Below are 14,165 nucleotides of genomic sequence, written 5' to 3' on the forward strand. Positions count from 1 at the left end.
ATATAGACACGACTCCTGAATTTTGCACTTTTGCTAAATTGATAAATGCAGAATTTCTCGTTTCTCCACCAGAGGTAAATTTTCCGACGTAATATAGACACGACTCCTGAATTTTGCACTTTTGCTAAATTGATAAATGCAGAATTGCTCGTTTCTCCACCAGAGGTAAATTTTCCGACATATATATATGACTCGAAATTTTCCAGTTTTGCTAAATAGATAAATCTGGAGTTTCCCTTTTCTCAACCAGAGGTAAATTTGCCGAAATCTATATAATCTATATATATATGACTCGAAATTTTCCAGTTTTGTTAAATAGATAAATCTGGAGTTTCCCCTTTTTCTACCAGACTGAAATTTTCCCACATCTATATATATACGACTACGGATAAGCTCCGCTAACGTACCTCAACCCAACCTACATTTAACGAAAAAAAACTTCTAACTTCAAAAAAACTTCTGACTTCTGACTTCTAACTTTAAAAAATATGACTTCCGACATTACTGAAAGATGAAACAGGCAATTGAGGAAGGATTTATTCTAGATGTTTTGCAGAATTATACGACCTACAAAACCTATTGTCGGTTAGAGAAAAAAATTATAGACGACCCAAAATTTTATATTAAGCAAGCAAAAAAGCGATTAAAAAGATATGTGGAATATCATCCAGAGAGTATTACTAAAAAGGCAGAAGTGATGATCGATCATTTTGTGTCAAAGATAATTACTCAGGGGAAAATTAATGGAAAAGCTAAAGCGATGGTTGTTATTAATAGTATTAAAACTGCAATTTATTATAAATTAGCTTTTGACAAATATTTGAGCAAAATAAATTCTGAGTATCAAAGTCTTGTTGCTTTTTCTAGCAGTAAGAAAATAGACGGAAAAAAGGAAGATGAGTCTTCCATGAATGGTTTTTCTGGAAATAAGATTTCAGAAGCTTTTAAAGAGGATAAATATATATTTTTAATTGTGGCAAATAAATATCAAACTGGTTTTGACGAACCGTTGTTACATACGATGTATGTAGACAAACTGCTAAAAAAACAATTAGGGTTTGCTGAAAAAGTATGAGTGGTAAAATTAGGAGTCAGGAGTCAGGAGTCAGGAGTCAGGAGAAATAAGAATTATAGAGGAGATACGAGTCAGCGTTGTCCCTTAAAAATTCCTCCCAACTCTTGCCCAAAATCCTAACTTTTTGAGCATGAAGAGCTAAAAACCTGGTACTTTTTCAAGACAAAAAAAGGCTAAAACCTTTATATATAGTGCTACTTGAAGAGGGAATAGGGAACACTTAACTGGGAACAGTAAACTGTCAAAGGGTTTCAGGATTTAGAAATGTCCTAACCTATTTGTGTAGTGCTATCTACAGCGCTTTCCTTTGTTATGAGGTGCACCTATCGCGGGCAAGATGCCCGCACTACAAGATTTTCACCATTTACCCTGTACCTCATTTATCCGAAATCTGCTGTAAATTCTTTGATAGTTAATCAGCAAGCCCCAATTATGTCTATAATACTAAATACTATCCGTACATCTGTGGCCAAATCTCTATATCTACTTCTTTTTTACTCCTCCCCTACTCCTCTACTCCCCTACTCCCTTACTCCCTTACTCTTAGAATTAGATAACCACTTAGACTCTATCTCTTTAATCCTGCCATTTTCGTGCATTTCTAAAAGTTTAATATCAAGATTGTTGAGAAAAAGGCTATCAGGAGAGACGATAAAACCATAAGCTTCACTGGCAAAATAAACTGGAGACAACTTCAAGCGCTCTTTAGGATGATTATGTAAATAATATTTAAGAGCAGGAACATCAAAAACCACACCATCCACCTTATCTAACTTCAATAAATTAATTGCATCTATCAAAGTCTGAGTCTGACTAATACGCGCTCCATAAAACTCTGCCCATTTTTCCCCAGTAGAACCTTTAACTATAGCAATTCTAGCATCCTTAATATCTTCAGGAAAACTAAACTCTACAAATCTTTGATTAGACAAAGAAAGAGTTAAAGTAGTAGCTATGCCAGCAGTCAGAGAAGAAACTGTAACCGTTGTCAAAATCATCCATACCCCAGCAATAATACGCCCAGTTTTTGTAATTGGAGTGCGATCGCCATATCCCACTGTGGTTAAAGTTACCACAGCAAACCACATACCATTGCCCACTCCATGCCAATAATCTTGAGGAAATTGTTCTGTGTTGCGCCGTCTTTCAGCTAACCACAGAAGATTACCCACTATAAATAATAGAACTATTAACAAACAAACTGAAGAAATAAAGGCCAGGCCAAAAAAAGGTCTAATTCTACTCAAGACAGTAGGTCTCTCAGCAGTAATTAACAAACCAATATTGGCGAGAAAGTAGGGTTGAGTAAAAGCAACTTTTTCTAAGCGATCAGAAGTTATACTTATTGGCCCAATAACAATATCTAGTTCTCTTTTCTTAATACTATCAATACTACTAGCTAGACTATCTTGTGGAATAAATTCGTATTCTAGTTTTTCGGATAAAGCTAGTTCTTGCCAAATATCAACACTAATACCTTTAAAAGAATTATCCTTAATTATAAAAGGAGGCGATCCAGCTACACCAACTCGCAACTTTTCGGCCTGGGCTGGTAAAGGAAGGTAAATTATACAGCTTATAGTAAGAAAAGTCAATAACTTTAGTCTGTTGAGCATTTCTCAGAACTGAGTTGGGGAATCAAAATTTTAATGGTAACAATTTTTTTTGCCCCGAAGTAAGGCATAATAATCAAGTCAAGTTCCTAGTATCCTATTGATTGATGGGCTGATGGGCTGTTTATTAGTAATTGGCCATATCAAAGCTGACTCTGATAGACTATAAATCTTTGTAAACATACTTGAGAATTACTATAACATTAAGTAGAGAAATGATAAAAACAGACGATAAAACTATTGTCAGGGAGTATTTTAATTCAACTGGTTTTGACCGATGGCGCAGAATTTATGGAGACGGTCAAGTAAACAAGGTACAGTTAGATATTAGGAAAGGACATCAGCAAACAGTTGATACCGTTCTCAGTTGGCTACAAGCAGATAATAATTTATCAGGGTTATCAATATGTGATGCTGGTTGTGGGGTTGGTAGTTTGAGTATTCCCTTAGCTAAAGCTGGAGCAGTTATTTATGGTAGTGATATCTCAGAAAAAATGGTATCCGAGGCATATGAGCGTGCCAAATCTAGTTTAATCAGTATAGATAATGTTAATTTTGTGGCTCAAGACTTAGAAGCTTTAAGTGGTAAGTATCATACAGTTGTTTGTTTAGATGTTTTGATACATTATCCCCAAGACCAAGTTGCAGCTATGATTAATCATTTAATATCTCTCGCCGAGTCACGGTTAATTATTAGCTTTGCACCAAAAACTTTAGCTTTAACTATATTGAAAAAAGTAGGAGAGTTATTTCCTGGTCCAAGCAAAACGACCCGTGCTTATCAGCATCAGGAAACGGATATTATCAAAATTATTGAAAGTAATGGTTTTTCAATCCAAAGAAAAGCAATGACCAGTACCAGTTTCTATTATTCTCGTTTACTAGAAGCTGTTCTTCAATAATTAATAATTAACAATTAATAATTAATAATTACCTCTTCTTTTCAAGAAGAGGATTGGTTAAAAGGAATTTTTTTCTTCTCTTGGTCGATTGGATATGGCGTTTAGCGTTCCGCACAACGCGCGTTTTTCATGTCGCGTTTGCTTTAGCATTCCGTAGGAAAGCGAAACGCGGAGCGACTTGAATTGCGGAGCGGCTATGCTTTCTTCGGGAAACCTCACCATCCCATCCTTACGGAAAGCTCCGCTTTTGATGTTGGCGACAGCCGAAACGACGGCCTTTTTCTCCTTGACAGGAGAGGCTTTCAACCTTTATTTTTCGGTAAGTAACAAAAATTAGTAAAAAAAAGTTTGGTTTAATTAGAGGCTCGGTAAACCAAAAATATATAGCAATTTACCGATAAAATCAGTAAAATTCAGGAAATATAGTAACAAGGATATGAAAACTATGAGTCTAGTAACTTAATAATTTAACTGAAAAAATATTGAGAAAGTATCAATAATTAAAATAAAAAAATAGGTAAGTATTTAAGTATTAGCAGTCAGCTTTTTCTAGATAATAATGCACTAATAGCATTTTAATTAATTAGGAAGATTAGCTAATCTGCTTTGAGAGTAACTTGATGATTTTTGCTCAATATTTCAATTATACTTCCTATTTCAAAGATAATAAATAAAGAGCTTAATAGCTGAGAGCTAAGAGTTGATGGCTAAATGCTTATAAAAATAGTAGTTGTAGAATAGTTTTTATGTTGATAAATTACAACATAAAACTTGAAAGGCAAAAACTGAGATAAAAATCAAAAAGACAATATAGCACTACGCATTATTATTAGGCCAGTTATAAATGCTCAAACTTCGTCAGGGATTATTTTTGACTTTCGACTTTTGACTTTGAACTTGTGCGTAGCGATATAGGTCATAGCTGAAAGTCTAATTACTATATTAAAGAGTGAAAAAATAATGACTAAGATTTTTTTAGTAATAGCATCTATGCTGGGAGGTTTATCTGTAGTAGCTGGTTCTTTCGCATCCCATGCTTTGAAAGAAAAGCTAAGTCAATACTCCCTAGATATTTTTCAGACAGGCGCTCGTCTACAAATGTATCATTCCTTAGCATTATTAATGGTAGCCTTTTTATTAACAATAGAAGAGCTACCCAAATCTTTAATGGTTATTGCTGGATATGCCTTTATTGCCGGAATAGCAATTTTTTCTGGTAGTTTATATGCTCTGAGTCTAACCGGGATAAAATGGTTAGGAGCCATTACACCCATAGGCGGAGTAGCATTTATAGTAGGATGGAGTTGTATGGCGATCGCTGGTTGGAACTTAAAATTATAAAAAATAGATTGTTTTGACTATCTCTATAAAAATACTTATATTAAACTCAAAAAATCCGCAAAAATGAATAATATTGTAGTAAGAGTGTGAAATTAAACCACTTCAAGCTATAGTGTAATAAAGCAAAGCTATACAAATCTGGGTATCTGGCTTCTGTGAGTTACTGCCTTAATCCCAATTGCCCCAACCCCTCCGATCCATTAAATGCTGGTAGACGTACCTGTTGCCAATGTGGCTCTGAATTGCTCCTGCAAAATCGGTATCGTATTATCCAACCTCTTGGGGGAGGAGGTTTTGGCAAAACTTATCTTGTAGAAGATCAAGGGGTAAAAAAAGTTCTCAAAGTATTACTGAAAAGTCATCCGAAAGCTATCTCTCTGTTTCAACAGGAAGCACAGGTACTTATCAGTTTACGAAATCCTGGGATTCCTAAAATAGAAGACGATGGTTATTTTACATTCTTCCCAGCAGACAGTGAAGATCCTCTACACTGTCTGGTAATGGAGTTTATCGACGGCTCCAATTTGATGGATTGGATGAAGAGTCGTCGCCATAGGCCAATAAATCAAACTCAAGCAGTGGATTGGCTAACACAATTATCGGAAATATTGGACAAAGTTCATCAGCAAAATTATTTCCATAGAGATATTAAGCCCCACAATATTATGCGGAGGAAAAATGGCCAATTGGTGTTGATAGACTTTGGCACTGTGAGAGAGGTATCTGATACCTACTTGGTGAAAGTAGGTCAAGGCCAAAATGTTACAGGCATTGTCTCACCCGGATATACTGCTCCAGAGCAAACTAATGGTAAAGCTGTACCTCAATCAGATTTTTTTGCTTTAGGACGTACTTTTGTATACTTATTAACAGGTAAACCCCCAACAGCTTTTCCAGAAAATCCACGCTCTGGAAAACTCCAATGGCATAAATATGCTCCTCAAATATCAACAAAATTTAAAGAAGTCATAGATTATTTAATGGCACCTTTTCCCGGAAATAGACCTCAAAATCCAACGATGATTTTGCAGTGTCTGGCAGACATAGAAACAGAAAATAGTCCAGGAAATGATTCTAGAATTTCTTATCCTGCTCAACAAGGTCGTTCAAGTAGGGAAAATACAAAACTACCAACAGAAAAAACTCAAACTAGGCATAAAGTTAAGACAAAACTAAAAACAAAAACAAGTACAAAAATATCTAGTAATAAGTCAAAAATTAAGTCAAGAATTAAGTTTATAAATAACCTAATAGTAGGGTTGACAATGTTGCTATTAGCAGTGGCAACTTCTCAGTTTTATGGCTTTTGGCGCTACGGAATATTTCCTAGTCATCCAGTTTTTTTGTTGCGAGGTTTAAACAGTAGTCGATTTTTAGAAAAAACCTTAAATGGTTATCTAGGGGAAGTAAATGCGCTCGCTCTGACACCAGATGGTCAAACTTTAGCTAGTGGTAGCTTAAGTACCATAAAAATTTGGAACCTCAGGACTGGGGAACTAAGAAATAATATTGAAAATGCTCATGCAGATCGAGTAACTACTCTGGCAATAAGTCCTAATGGTGAAATATTGGTAAGTGGCAGTGCAGATCAAACAATCAAAATATGGGATCTTACAACTGGTAAACTATCAAAAGATATTCCAGGTCATGATGGTCAAGTAAATGCAGTTGCCATTAGTCCTGATGGACAGACATTAGCAAGTGTTGGGAGCGATCGACTAATGAAGTTGTGGAACCTCACAACAGGTAGTCGAATACTTACTCGCATACCAGATAAGGAATATGGAGTAAATGCTCTAGCTTTTAGCCGGGATGGGACGATTTTAGTTAGCGGAAGTGAAGATGGTACTATTAGACTGTGGAATCTGAGTACAGGTATTCGCAGACAAACTTTAGAAGGACATACCAAGGCAGTTAATGCTATCGCCATCAGTCCAAATAATCAAACTTTAGCTAGTGGGAGTGACGATGGAACCATTAGAGTCTGGGATTTATATACAGGAGAAGAGGAAAGTATAATTACACCAAGTACAAGTGCAGTTAAAGCTGTGGTTTTCAGTACTGACAGCCAAACAATAGTTAGTGGTAGTAACAATATTACTATTTGGAATACAATTACTGAAGAAAAATTAGAGACATTTTTTGGTCATGCGGAACAAATAAGTTGTCTTGCTATTACTCCCGATGGGAAAACCTTAGTGAGTGGCAGTGTAGATCAAACTATCAAAGTTTGGCGAATGCCTTGAATCAGTTATCAGTTATCAGTTATCAGTTATCAGTTAGCAGTATCTCGTGCCATAAGGAGACAAGAAAATACTGAATTTTCTTTTCTTGGTCGATTGGATATGGCGTTCCCTTCGAGACCGGAGGGAAGGGAAACCCGAAGAATGCAGAGTCGCTGCGCACATAAAACTTGACAAAAGAGAAAAAGTGCCAGCTTTTTGATCCCTTAGAGCGCTTTTCAGATTGATGACCTCACGTCACAACCAAAACCTTGTAGGGACGTTCCATGGAAAGTCCCTACTGTGGTCTACCTATATGAAAACTTTTGTAAGCTCACACCTAAATAACAAAAAAGTAGGGAAAGAATAAATTATGTCTTTACCCTACTTTTATTTGCAGTTAATTAACCTACTTTTCTAGAACCTAAATTGAGTTCTAACACTACCTACCCAGAGAGTCTCATTATCCTCATCGTGATTAGGATTAGTAATCACAAACAAAGCAGGAGTAATCGCGATAAAATCATTCACTGCATAGCGATAGAATACCTCAATATGCACCGAAGTATCCGGGTCTTTCAACTCATCATCATCACCACCATCAGTAATAATTGGTGGTACACCAACAAGAATTCCCCCTAAACTACCATCCTTGAACAAGTCAGGAAACGCTATGGTCAACGCGCCATTTATAATCGTAATATCATCATCATCATTGTTATTTTCTTCTGGTCGTGCCCAAGTCGCACCAAACCAACCACCAATTTGGATATGCTCGTTGAGCTTCCATTGAGCTTCAAAACCTAGTTGATCTGCAGTCGTGGGAACACCATCAAAAGGATCTCTTGCTGTAAAACTACCCGTACTTCCAGTTAAATTAACATCATCCTTGATAAAGTAGTTGCGCACATAACCAACACTAAAAGCCAAACTTTCGTTTGGCTCAACCAGGACCTGACCAAAACCACTAAATGAACCATTAAATAAACCTCTACCTTCCCTAGGATCTTCCGATTCTGGTGCTGCATAACCTGCTGTCACTAGGAATTTATCGTTAATGGCGTATTGAAGACTTATTCCTGTATCCGCAGGTCCGCGGTAAAAGGTTGGATTGTATCTTCCAAAGCGCGAAACAGAACCCGAACCACTACTCTGAAATGGATTCAGTACAGGCATAAAGTCATCAAGGTCTATAGAATTAAGACCCACCATCACCATACCTTTTTCGTTTAGCACTGGAAATTCATAGACCAAATTATCTAGAACCACTGTATCATCTGGATTGCTTTGATCGGTACCCAATCTGGTCATTAGGGTATTAGTTAGATCCCGACCACTCCAGTTAGGAACATCTCTTGCTTGTAAACGAGTTCTGAGGCGGTCTTTACCCGTAAAGCTAGTATCAAAGTTTAAACGAACCCGATAACCTAATGCAGTTTCGGTTCTATCGTTTTCGCTTCTTGGTGTCCCACGAGCTCCTGCTCGTTCTCCAAAGGTATCAGTCAGCCAAAATAGAATTTCACCATTCAGCTTAGTAGTTGTAGAGAATTGATTAGCTTCAAGTTCTGCTGTTCTGGCTTCGAGAGCATCAACACGACCACGCAACTCTGCTAATTCTACAGCAAACTCTTCTTGAAGTCGTTGCAGAACCGCCAAATCATCACGAGTTACTAAATCTGCAGTTGCAGCAGCAATTAACTCTGTAATTCTATCTAAACAAGCATTTAAACCAGCTGCAAACTCATAACGGGTCATTGCCCGATTACCTTTGTAAGTACCGTCTGGATAACCTACAATACAACCATAACGTTCTACCAGAGATTGCAGAGCTTGGAAAGCCCAATCAGTAGGTTGTACATCTGACAACTGAGACACAGAAGTCACTTGTCCCATCGGGTCAGCTTGTTCTAATTCAGTTCCTGGAATTTCTAGGGAGGGGTCTTTCAGTTTTTGTAACCGACTATCTCCTGGTAATTCCGGTTCTGAAGCAGTATCATTTTGTGGCTCTACAGGTAACTGAGTATTTGTATTTGTATTTGTATTGATATTTTGAGCATTAGCTAGTTGTTCTACAGAAACCTGATTAGCTAAAGCCGAATTAGCTATTAATAAGGCAGCTATACTGAACGCACCAGGAGTTTGCTTGAGAACGTTCAGGATTATTTTGGTCATATCGATACTCTCCTCACACCTTTTAATTAAACTAGGAAACTATTTTGCCCTTTATCAACAACCCTACTGCTTAGAGTAGATTGAACTGTTGATTGTTCCAATTGATTTTTTTAACAGAATTTTAGTGCTATTAGCTAAGTTTAACTTTGAAATAGCTATTTACAATTACATCCATTTATTTAAAGGATGAATTTCCTTGATTCTCTAAGAAATATAGTATGACATAAGCACATAGAATTCATGCTCCATACATAAAAATAGTCCTAGTATTTTTGCACGAAGCCTATCAAGCACAAAAAAAATACATTAAGCATAGTCTTTGAGTTTAACAATAATTAAATCAGGACATATAAATCTAAAATCCATCACAAATAGCTCCAAACTCTTGGTTAGATAATTAGATATACTAGAATATATTTTTTTACCTGACACGTTAGCATCTCTTGCACCATAGTGCAACTATCTTGATATATTAAAATTTTTGATACAATTTTAGAGAATAATAAAAAAATTACGAGTCTCAAACCTTGCCTTTTAGAGCCTAAGTATAGTCCTAGGTGAAAGTCAAAAGCCACTCAAATAAAAATTCCAACTAATCGAGGAGTGAGTTTTTCTTGTAGAAACTCTCCGATAACAGGATTTAGCCATCTCAAAGAACTAAATTCGTAGTGCCATACTAAGTAAGTAGGCTAGTATTAAAATTTATCCTTATGACAAGGTATAGGTAGAAGACAGGAGAGAAGCAGAAAAACTAAATCTAAATTCTGAGGATTTCAAAAAATATAATCAATCCCTACCTAATATATAACTGCTCAACTAAACTTACTCAAACTTACTCAAAAATCTGAAAGGTTAGTTGAATGCAAGTGGATCGACCACCACAGGGTTAAACCGCAAATCCTTTATTGCTTGGTTAAAGAGATCAGGTATTACTTTTTTAATAATGTTAAATAACCCATTCTATTCATCAGTATTTAATAATTGATTTTTCCTTGTTTTATACAACCATTTTGTTACTCTTTTTTGACTAAATTTCGGCTTTTTTTAATCTCCATATTTTGGTAGATCATCCCCATTTAAAAAGCTGGATTGAGATGTATAAGATGCTTCTGTAATTATTACTTTTATTCCTCTTAGTTTTGCTCTATACTTTAACATCTCTATTAACCTATTACGAGGGATATTCACAAATTTTTCATTGTTCTTTTTACCTAATTTTATCTCTTGTTTCCAAGTCTGATTATACCCTATAATTAATATACATATTTTATGGTTAACACACCAATATATTAATCTTTTCCTGGCTATATGGAGATAATTTTCTACTCGAAAGTTTCGTTTGTGATTTAGTTTGTGAGTTAAATTTTTTAAGGGATGAAAATTACTTTTATTTTGGTTAGTTTTTAATTGAGATTGTAAACAAGAGCGCTGTTTATTATAAAATCATATTAATGAATTGCTTTTAATGGTCTGCTTTCATTAAAAAAGGTGCATTTCTTATTTGATTTGTAGTTACAGCTATTAAATTATTTACCACTAAATTCACTCTTGCTACTTGTTAATTTTTTGTGGTTTACTCCAATTTTTCAGAGGCTATTTCTATCTACATAGACTGTTTCATCTTAAATTTTGCAAGAGATGTAGGTTGGATTGAGGGACGTAGCAAGATCCCGTAAGGGTAACCCAACAACAATCTTTCTCCCGTAGGGACGTTGCATGCAACGTCTCTACCCTACTCCCTAATACACTGTTTTAGTTGAAACAGTCCACTACAAGGGCGAGGCATTTACCCCAATTTTTCGGTAAATTACTCAACCTAAGTCTAACAATCAACAGACTATGTTGATATTTACTCGCTCAACCATATCTTAGAATTACTCCACAGAGTTGAAAAGCCAACCTGGCAGCCATATCTTTACCAAAGGGATTAATTGACATTTATACCGACGATCCTGTTCAGCAGACTACGGGTATAAATGCCAACGCTTTGAGAATCAAGAAATTGTTGATGGCTAAATGTTATTTAATTTTCTGCCCTCAAGCCAAAAATCTAGAATCTGAATTGAGTCCTTAGTGTACCAACCCAGAGAGTATCATTATCCTCAATGTGATTAGGATTAGTAATGACAAATAAACCAGGAGTAATGGCAATATTGTCATTCATTTGGAAGCGATAAAGTACCTCAATGTGAATAGAAGTATCATCGTCTTTGAGAGAATCATCATCACCACCATCAGTAACAATTGGTGGTACACCAACGATAATACCTCCCAAGCTACCTTCTTTAAGTAGGTCTGGGAAAGCTAAGGTCAAGGCACCATTAATAATAGTGATATCATCTGTATCAGTGTCATCTTCAGGACGAGCAAAGGAAGCACCGAACCAACCACCTACTTGAAAACCATCAGTAACCAGCCATTGAGCTTCAAAGTTGACATTATCTGCGCTAGTCCGTGTCCCATCAAAAGGGTCTCTGGCGTTAAAACTACCTGTACTGCCAGTTAGGTTCACATCGCTTTTGGGATGGAAACTACGGACATAACCTGCTTGAAAAGCTAGCCGATCGTTTGGCTCGATCCTAACCTGGCCAAATCCACTAAAAGCACCATTAAAAACACCTCTACCTTCTTGAGGATCTTCTGCATCTGGTGCAGCATAACCTACTGTCACCTTAATTGCATCACTGAAGGAATAGGCAAATTTAAAACCTGCATCAGAAGGAGCACGATAGAAAGTAGGGTTAAATCGCCCAAATCTTGAAATGGAACCAGCACCACTACTTTCCAAAGGATTAATAGTTCCCAAAAAGTCGTCTATACCATAGGCATTAGCCGCTAACTCTATTTGACCTTTACCATCTAGCAAAGGAAAACGATAGGCCAACTTATGTAGCTCAAAATCATCATCTAAATCATCGTCAGTAGCTAGACGAGTCATCAAAGTATTCGTCAAATTTCGACCACTATAATTTGGAACATTACGAGCTTGTAAACGAGTTCTCAAACGGTCTTTCCCAGTAAAACTGGTATCGAAGTTTAAACGAACCCGATAGGCAAGAGTGGTCTCAGTTCTATCATCTTCACTCCTTGGTGTCCCACGACCTCCAGCTCTTTCTCCCCAGGTATCGCTCAACCAGAACAATACCTCACCATTCAGTTTTGTTGTAGTAGAGAACTGATTGGCCTCTAATTCTGCTGTTCTGGCCTCCAGAGAATCAACTCGTCCCCGCAAAGCAGCTAATTCTGCAGCGAACTCCTCTTGTAGTCTTTGTAAAACTGCCAAGTCTTCCCTAGTTACTAGGTCTGAAGTTGCAGCAGCAATTAATTCTGTGATTCTATCTAAACAAGCATTCAAACCTGCGGCAAACTCAAACCGGGTCATCGCCCGATTTCCTTTATAAGTCCCATCAGGATAACCAGCAATACAACCATAACGCTCTACCAAGGATTGTAGAGCTTGGAAAGCCCAGTCAGTAGGTTGTACATCAGATAGTTGAGTCACGGATGTTACCTGATCCATGTACTCTCCATCTTCCAAGTCTGATACCCCTACTGGTGCCAGTGATGGGTCATCCATTGGCATTGGACGACTATCAAAAACTTGAGCTATCTCAATCGTGCCTTGGACTAAGTTCTGATTTACAGAACTGTCATCACTTCCTAAATTTTGTAAAGGAGTCTCAGCAGCGATCGCCGAGCCTGCCATTAATAATGCCACACTCAAAACACTAGGACTGTGCTTAAAAGTATTCCAGATAAGTTTTGTCATATTTTTACCAATCCTCACACCAATTTGGAAACAGCTAGGTAATACCCAACTTTACTTTGGTTTACATAACCTTAACTAAAACTTTTTCAATTGCCACCATATTCTAAATTTTGGCTACGATTTTAGATTTATCGTTTAACCATATTATGGAATATGGGTTACTGAATAAATCTATACTTAAATTAGTCTGCTTTTGAAGAATAATTAAGACTACAGTTATTTCTTTGCTTTACAAAAAAACACAGATCGTGGATAGTCTCAAATATTTTTTTTCGAAGCTCTAAGTTTTAAATGGACTATTGCCAAAGTAGTTTGACAGTTTTAGAGACTGGTTTACTGATTAAGTGTTGCTGTAATTTAATTTCCAGCCTTTGAGGAAGACGTAAGAATTTCTTTACAAACTGCTCAACCATTGTTCCTTTCTCTTTATCACAATTTAATTAATTTGTCTATATACTGTATTTCTTGATGATGAGTTTAAAATCTCACTTCAGAAATTAGATTTTGCTTGATTAGAAAAAGTTACACTCTCGTCGCAAATTTTACACCTAATCTGATAATTTGCAACCTAAATTTTCAGAGTATTTTTTCAGAAAACAAGCCAAAAACGAATATAGGAAAGGATATTAGAAGAAACTGGTAGTTAAATATGAAATTAAAATAATTAAGCAAATTAGAAAACAATTTTATCTAACCATCAGCTTTTAACCACTTAATCGTTTTTCAGTTTCTGAATTTTTGTTAAGTAGGGTTTGCTGATTAACAGGAATTAGGTATGGGTACTATATATAGAGTGCAAAAACTGTAACGTTATAGTTTTTGCACTCTATATACATGGTCTTTGTGTAAGTCCTAATTAACTCTCAAAGCATTGTTTTATTAAGTAAGGTTTGCCGATTAACAGGATTTAGGCATGGGTACTATATATAGAGTGCAAAAACTGTAACGTTATAGTTTTTAGCACTACATACATGGTCTTTGTGTAAGTCCTAATTAACTCTCAAAGCATTGTTTTGTTAAGTAAGGTTTGCCGATTAACAGGATTTAGGCATGGGTACTATATATAGAGTG

Annotated in this window: 7 protein-coding genes and 1 pseudogene; 4 read left to right on the forward strand and 4 right to left on the reverse strand. The window is 36.3% G+C overall.

Annotated features, from left to right (window positions below):
* Positions 1–511 precede the first annotated feature (511 nt).
* On the forward strand, positions 512–1,075 hold the full coding sequence (locus tag ACP6PM_RS08765) for a type I restriction enzyme subunit R domain-containing protein (RefSeq protein WP_426583724.1): 564 nt from the start codon (positions 512–514) through the stop codon (positions 1,073–1,075).
* Between the two features lie 521 nt (positions 1,076–1,596).
* Here the strand turns inward: ACP6PM_RS08765 and ACP6PM_RS08770 are convergent.
* Positions 1,597–2,691 carry a transporter substrate-binding domain-containing protein gene (locus tag ACP6PM_RS08770; protein WP_426583726.1) on the reverse strand — a complete coding sequence of 365 codons (1,095 nt, stop codon included), beginning with the start codon at positions 2,689–2,691 and terminating at the stop codon, positions 1,597–1,599.
* A gap of 212 nt (positions 2,692–2,903) precedes the next feature.
* On the opposite strand from ACP6PM_RS08770, the gene bchM reads away from it, so the two are divergent.
* The 3 genes from bchM (at position 2,904) to ACP6PM_RS08785 (ending at position 7,177) form a co-directional block, all read left to right on the forward strand.
* Entirely contained in the window at positions 2,904–3,590 is a 687-nt protein-coding gene (gene bchM, locus ACP6PM_RS08775; RefSeq protein WP_426583728.1) for a magnesium protoporphyrin IX methyltransferase, read from the forward strand.
* 960 nt (positions 3,591–4,550) lie between these two features.
* Complete coding sequence (locus ACP6PM_RS08780) at positions 4,551–4,931, forward strand: DUF423 domain-containing protein (RefSeq protein ID WP_426583730.1); 381 nt, start codon at positions 4,551–4,553, stop codon at positions 4,929–4,931.
* A gap of 155 nt (positions 4,932–5,086) precedes the next feature.
* Positions 5,087–7,177, forward strand: coding sequence for a protein kinase domain-containing protein (locus ACP6PM_RS08785; protein WP_426583732.1), 2,091 nt, complete (start codon positions 5,087–5,089; stop codon positions 7,175–7,177).
* Between the two features lie 393 nt (positions 7,178–7,570).
* Here ACP6PM_RS08785 and ACP6PM_RS08790 read toward each other — a convergent pair whose 3' ends face one another.
* The 3 genes and pseudogenes from ACP6PM_RS08790 to ACP6PM_RS08800 all read right to left on the reverse strand — a co-directional run bounded on the left by ACP6PM_RS08790 (position 7,571) and on the right by ACP6PM_RS08800 (position 13,094).
* Entirely contained in the window at positions 7,571–9,325 is a 1,755-nt protein-coding gene (locus ACP6PM_RS08790; protein ID WP_426583734.1) for an iron uptake porin, read from the reverse strand.
* A gap of 1,044 nt (positions 9,326–10,369) precedes the next feature.
* Positions 10,370–10,642, reverse strand: a pseudogene (locus ACP6PM_RS08795) (IS200/IS605 family accessory protein TnpB-related protein); the annotation flags it as partial.
* Between the two features lie 733 nt (positions 10,643–11,375).
* Positions 11,376–13,094, reverse strand: coding sequence for an iron uptake porin (locus ACP6PM_RS08800; protein WP_426583736.1), 1,719 nt, complete (start codon positions 13,092–13,094; stop codon positions 11,376–11,378).
* Positions 13,095–14,165: the final 1,071 nt, after the last annotated feature.

Origin of the sequence: Dapis brunnea BLCC-M229, assembly GCF_050015995.1 — a bacterium.
GTDB lineage: Bacteria > Cyanobacteriota > Cyanobacteriia > Cyanobacteriales > Microcoleaceae > Trichodesmium.

What these genes read in the sequence shown, in the direction of transcription:
- ACP6PM_RS08765 (WP_426583724.1), top strand. Translation starts at nt 512, where the DNA reads ATGAAACAGGCAATTGAGGAAGGATTTATTCTAGATGTTTTGCAGAAT.
- ACP6PM_RS08770 (WP_426583726.1), bottom strand. Translation starts at nt 2,691, where the DNA reads ATGCTCAACAGACTAAAGTTATTGACTTTTCTTACTATAAGCTGTATA.
- bchM (WP_426583728.1), top strand. Translation starts at nt 2,904, where the DNA reads ATGATAAAAACAGACGATAAAACTATTGTCAGGGAGTATTTTAATTCA.
- ACP6PM_RS08780 (WP_426583730.1), top strand. Translation starts at nt 4,551, where the DNA reads ATGACTAAGATTTTTTTAGTAATAGCATCTATGCTGGGAGGTTTATCT.
- ACP6PM_RS08790 (WP_426583734.1), bottom strand. Translation starts at nt 9,325, where the DNA reads ATGACCAAAATAATCCTGAACGTTCTCAAGCAAACTCCTGGTGCGTTC.
- ACP6PM_RS08800 (WP_426583736.1), bottom strand. Translation starts at nt 13,094, where the DNA reads ATGACAAAACTTATCTGGAATACTTTTAAGCACAGTCCTAGTGTTTTG.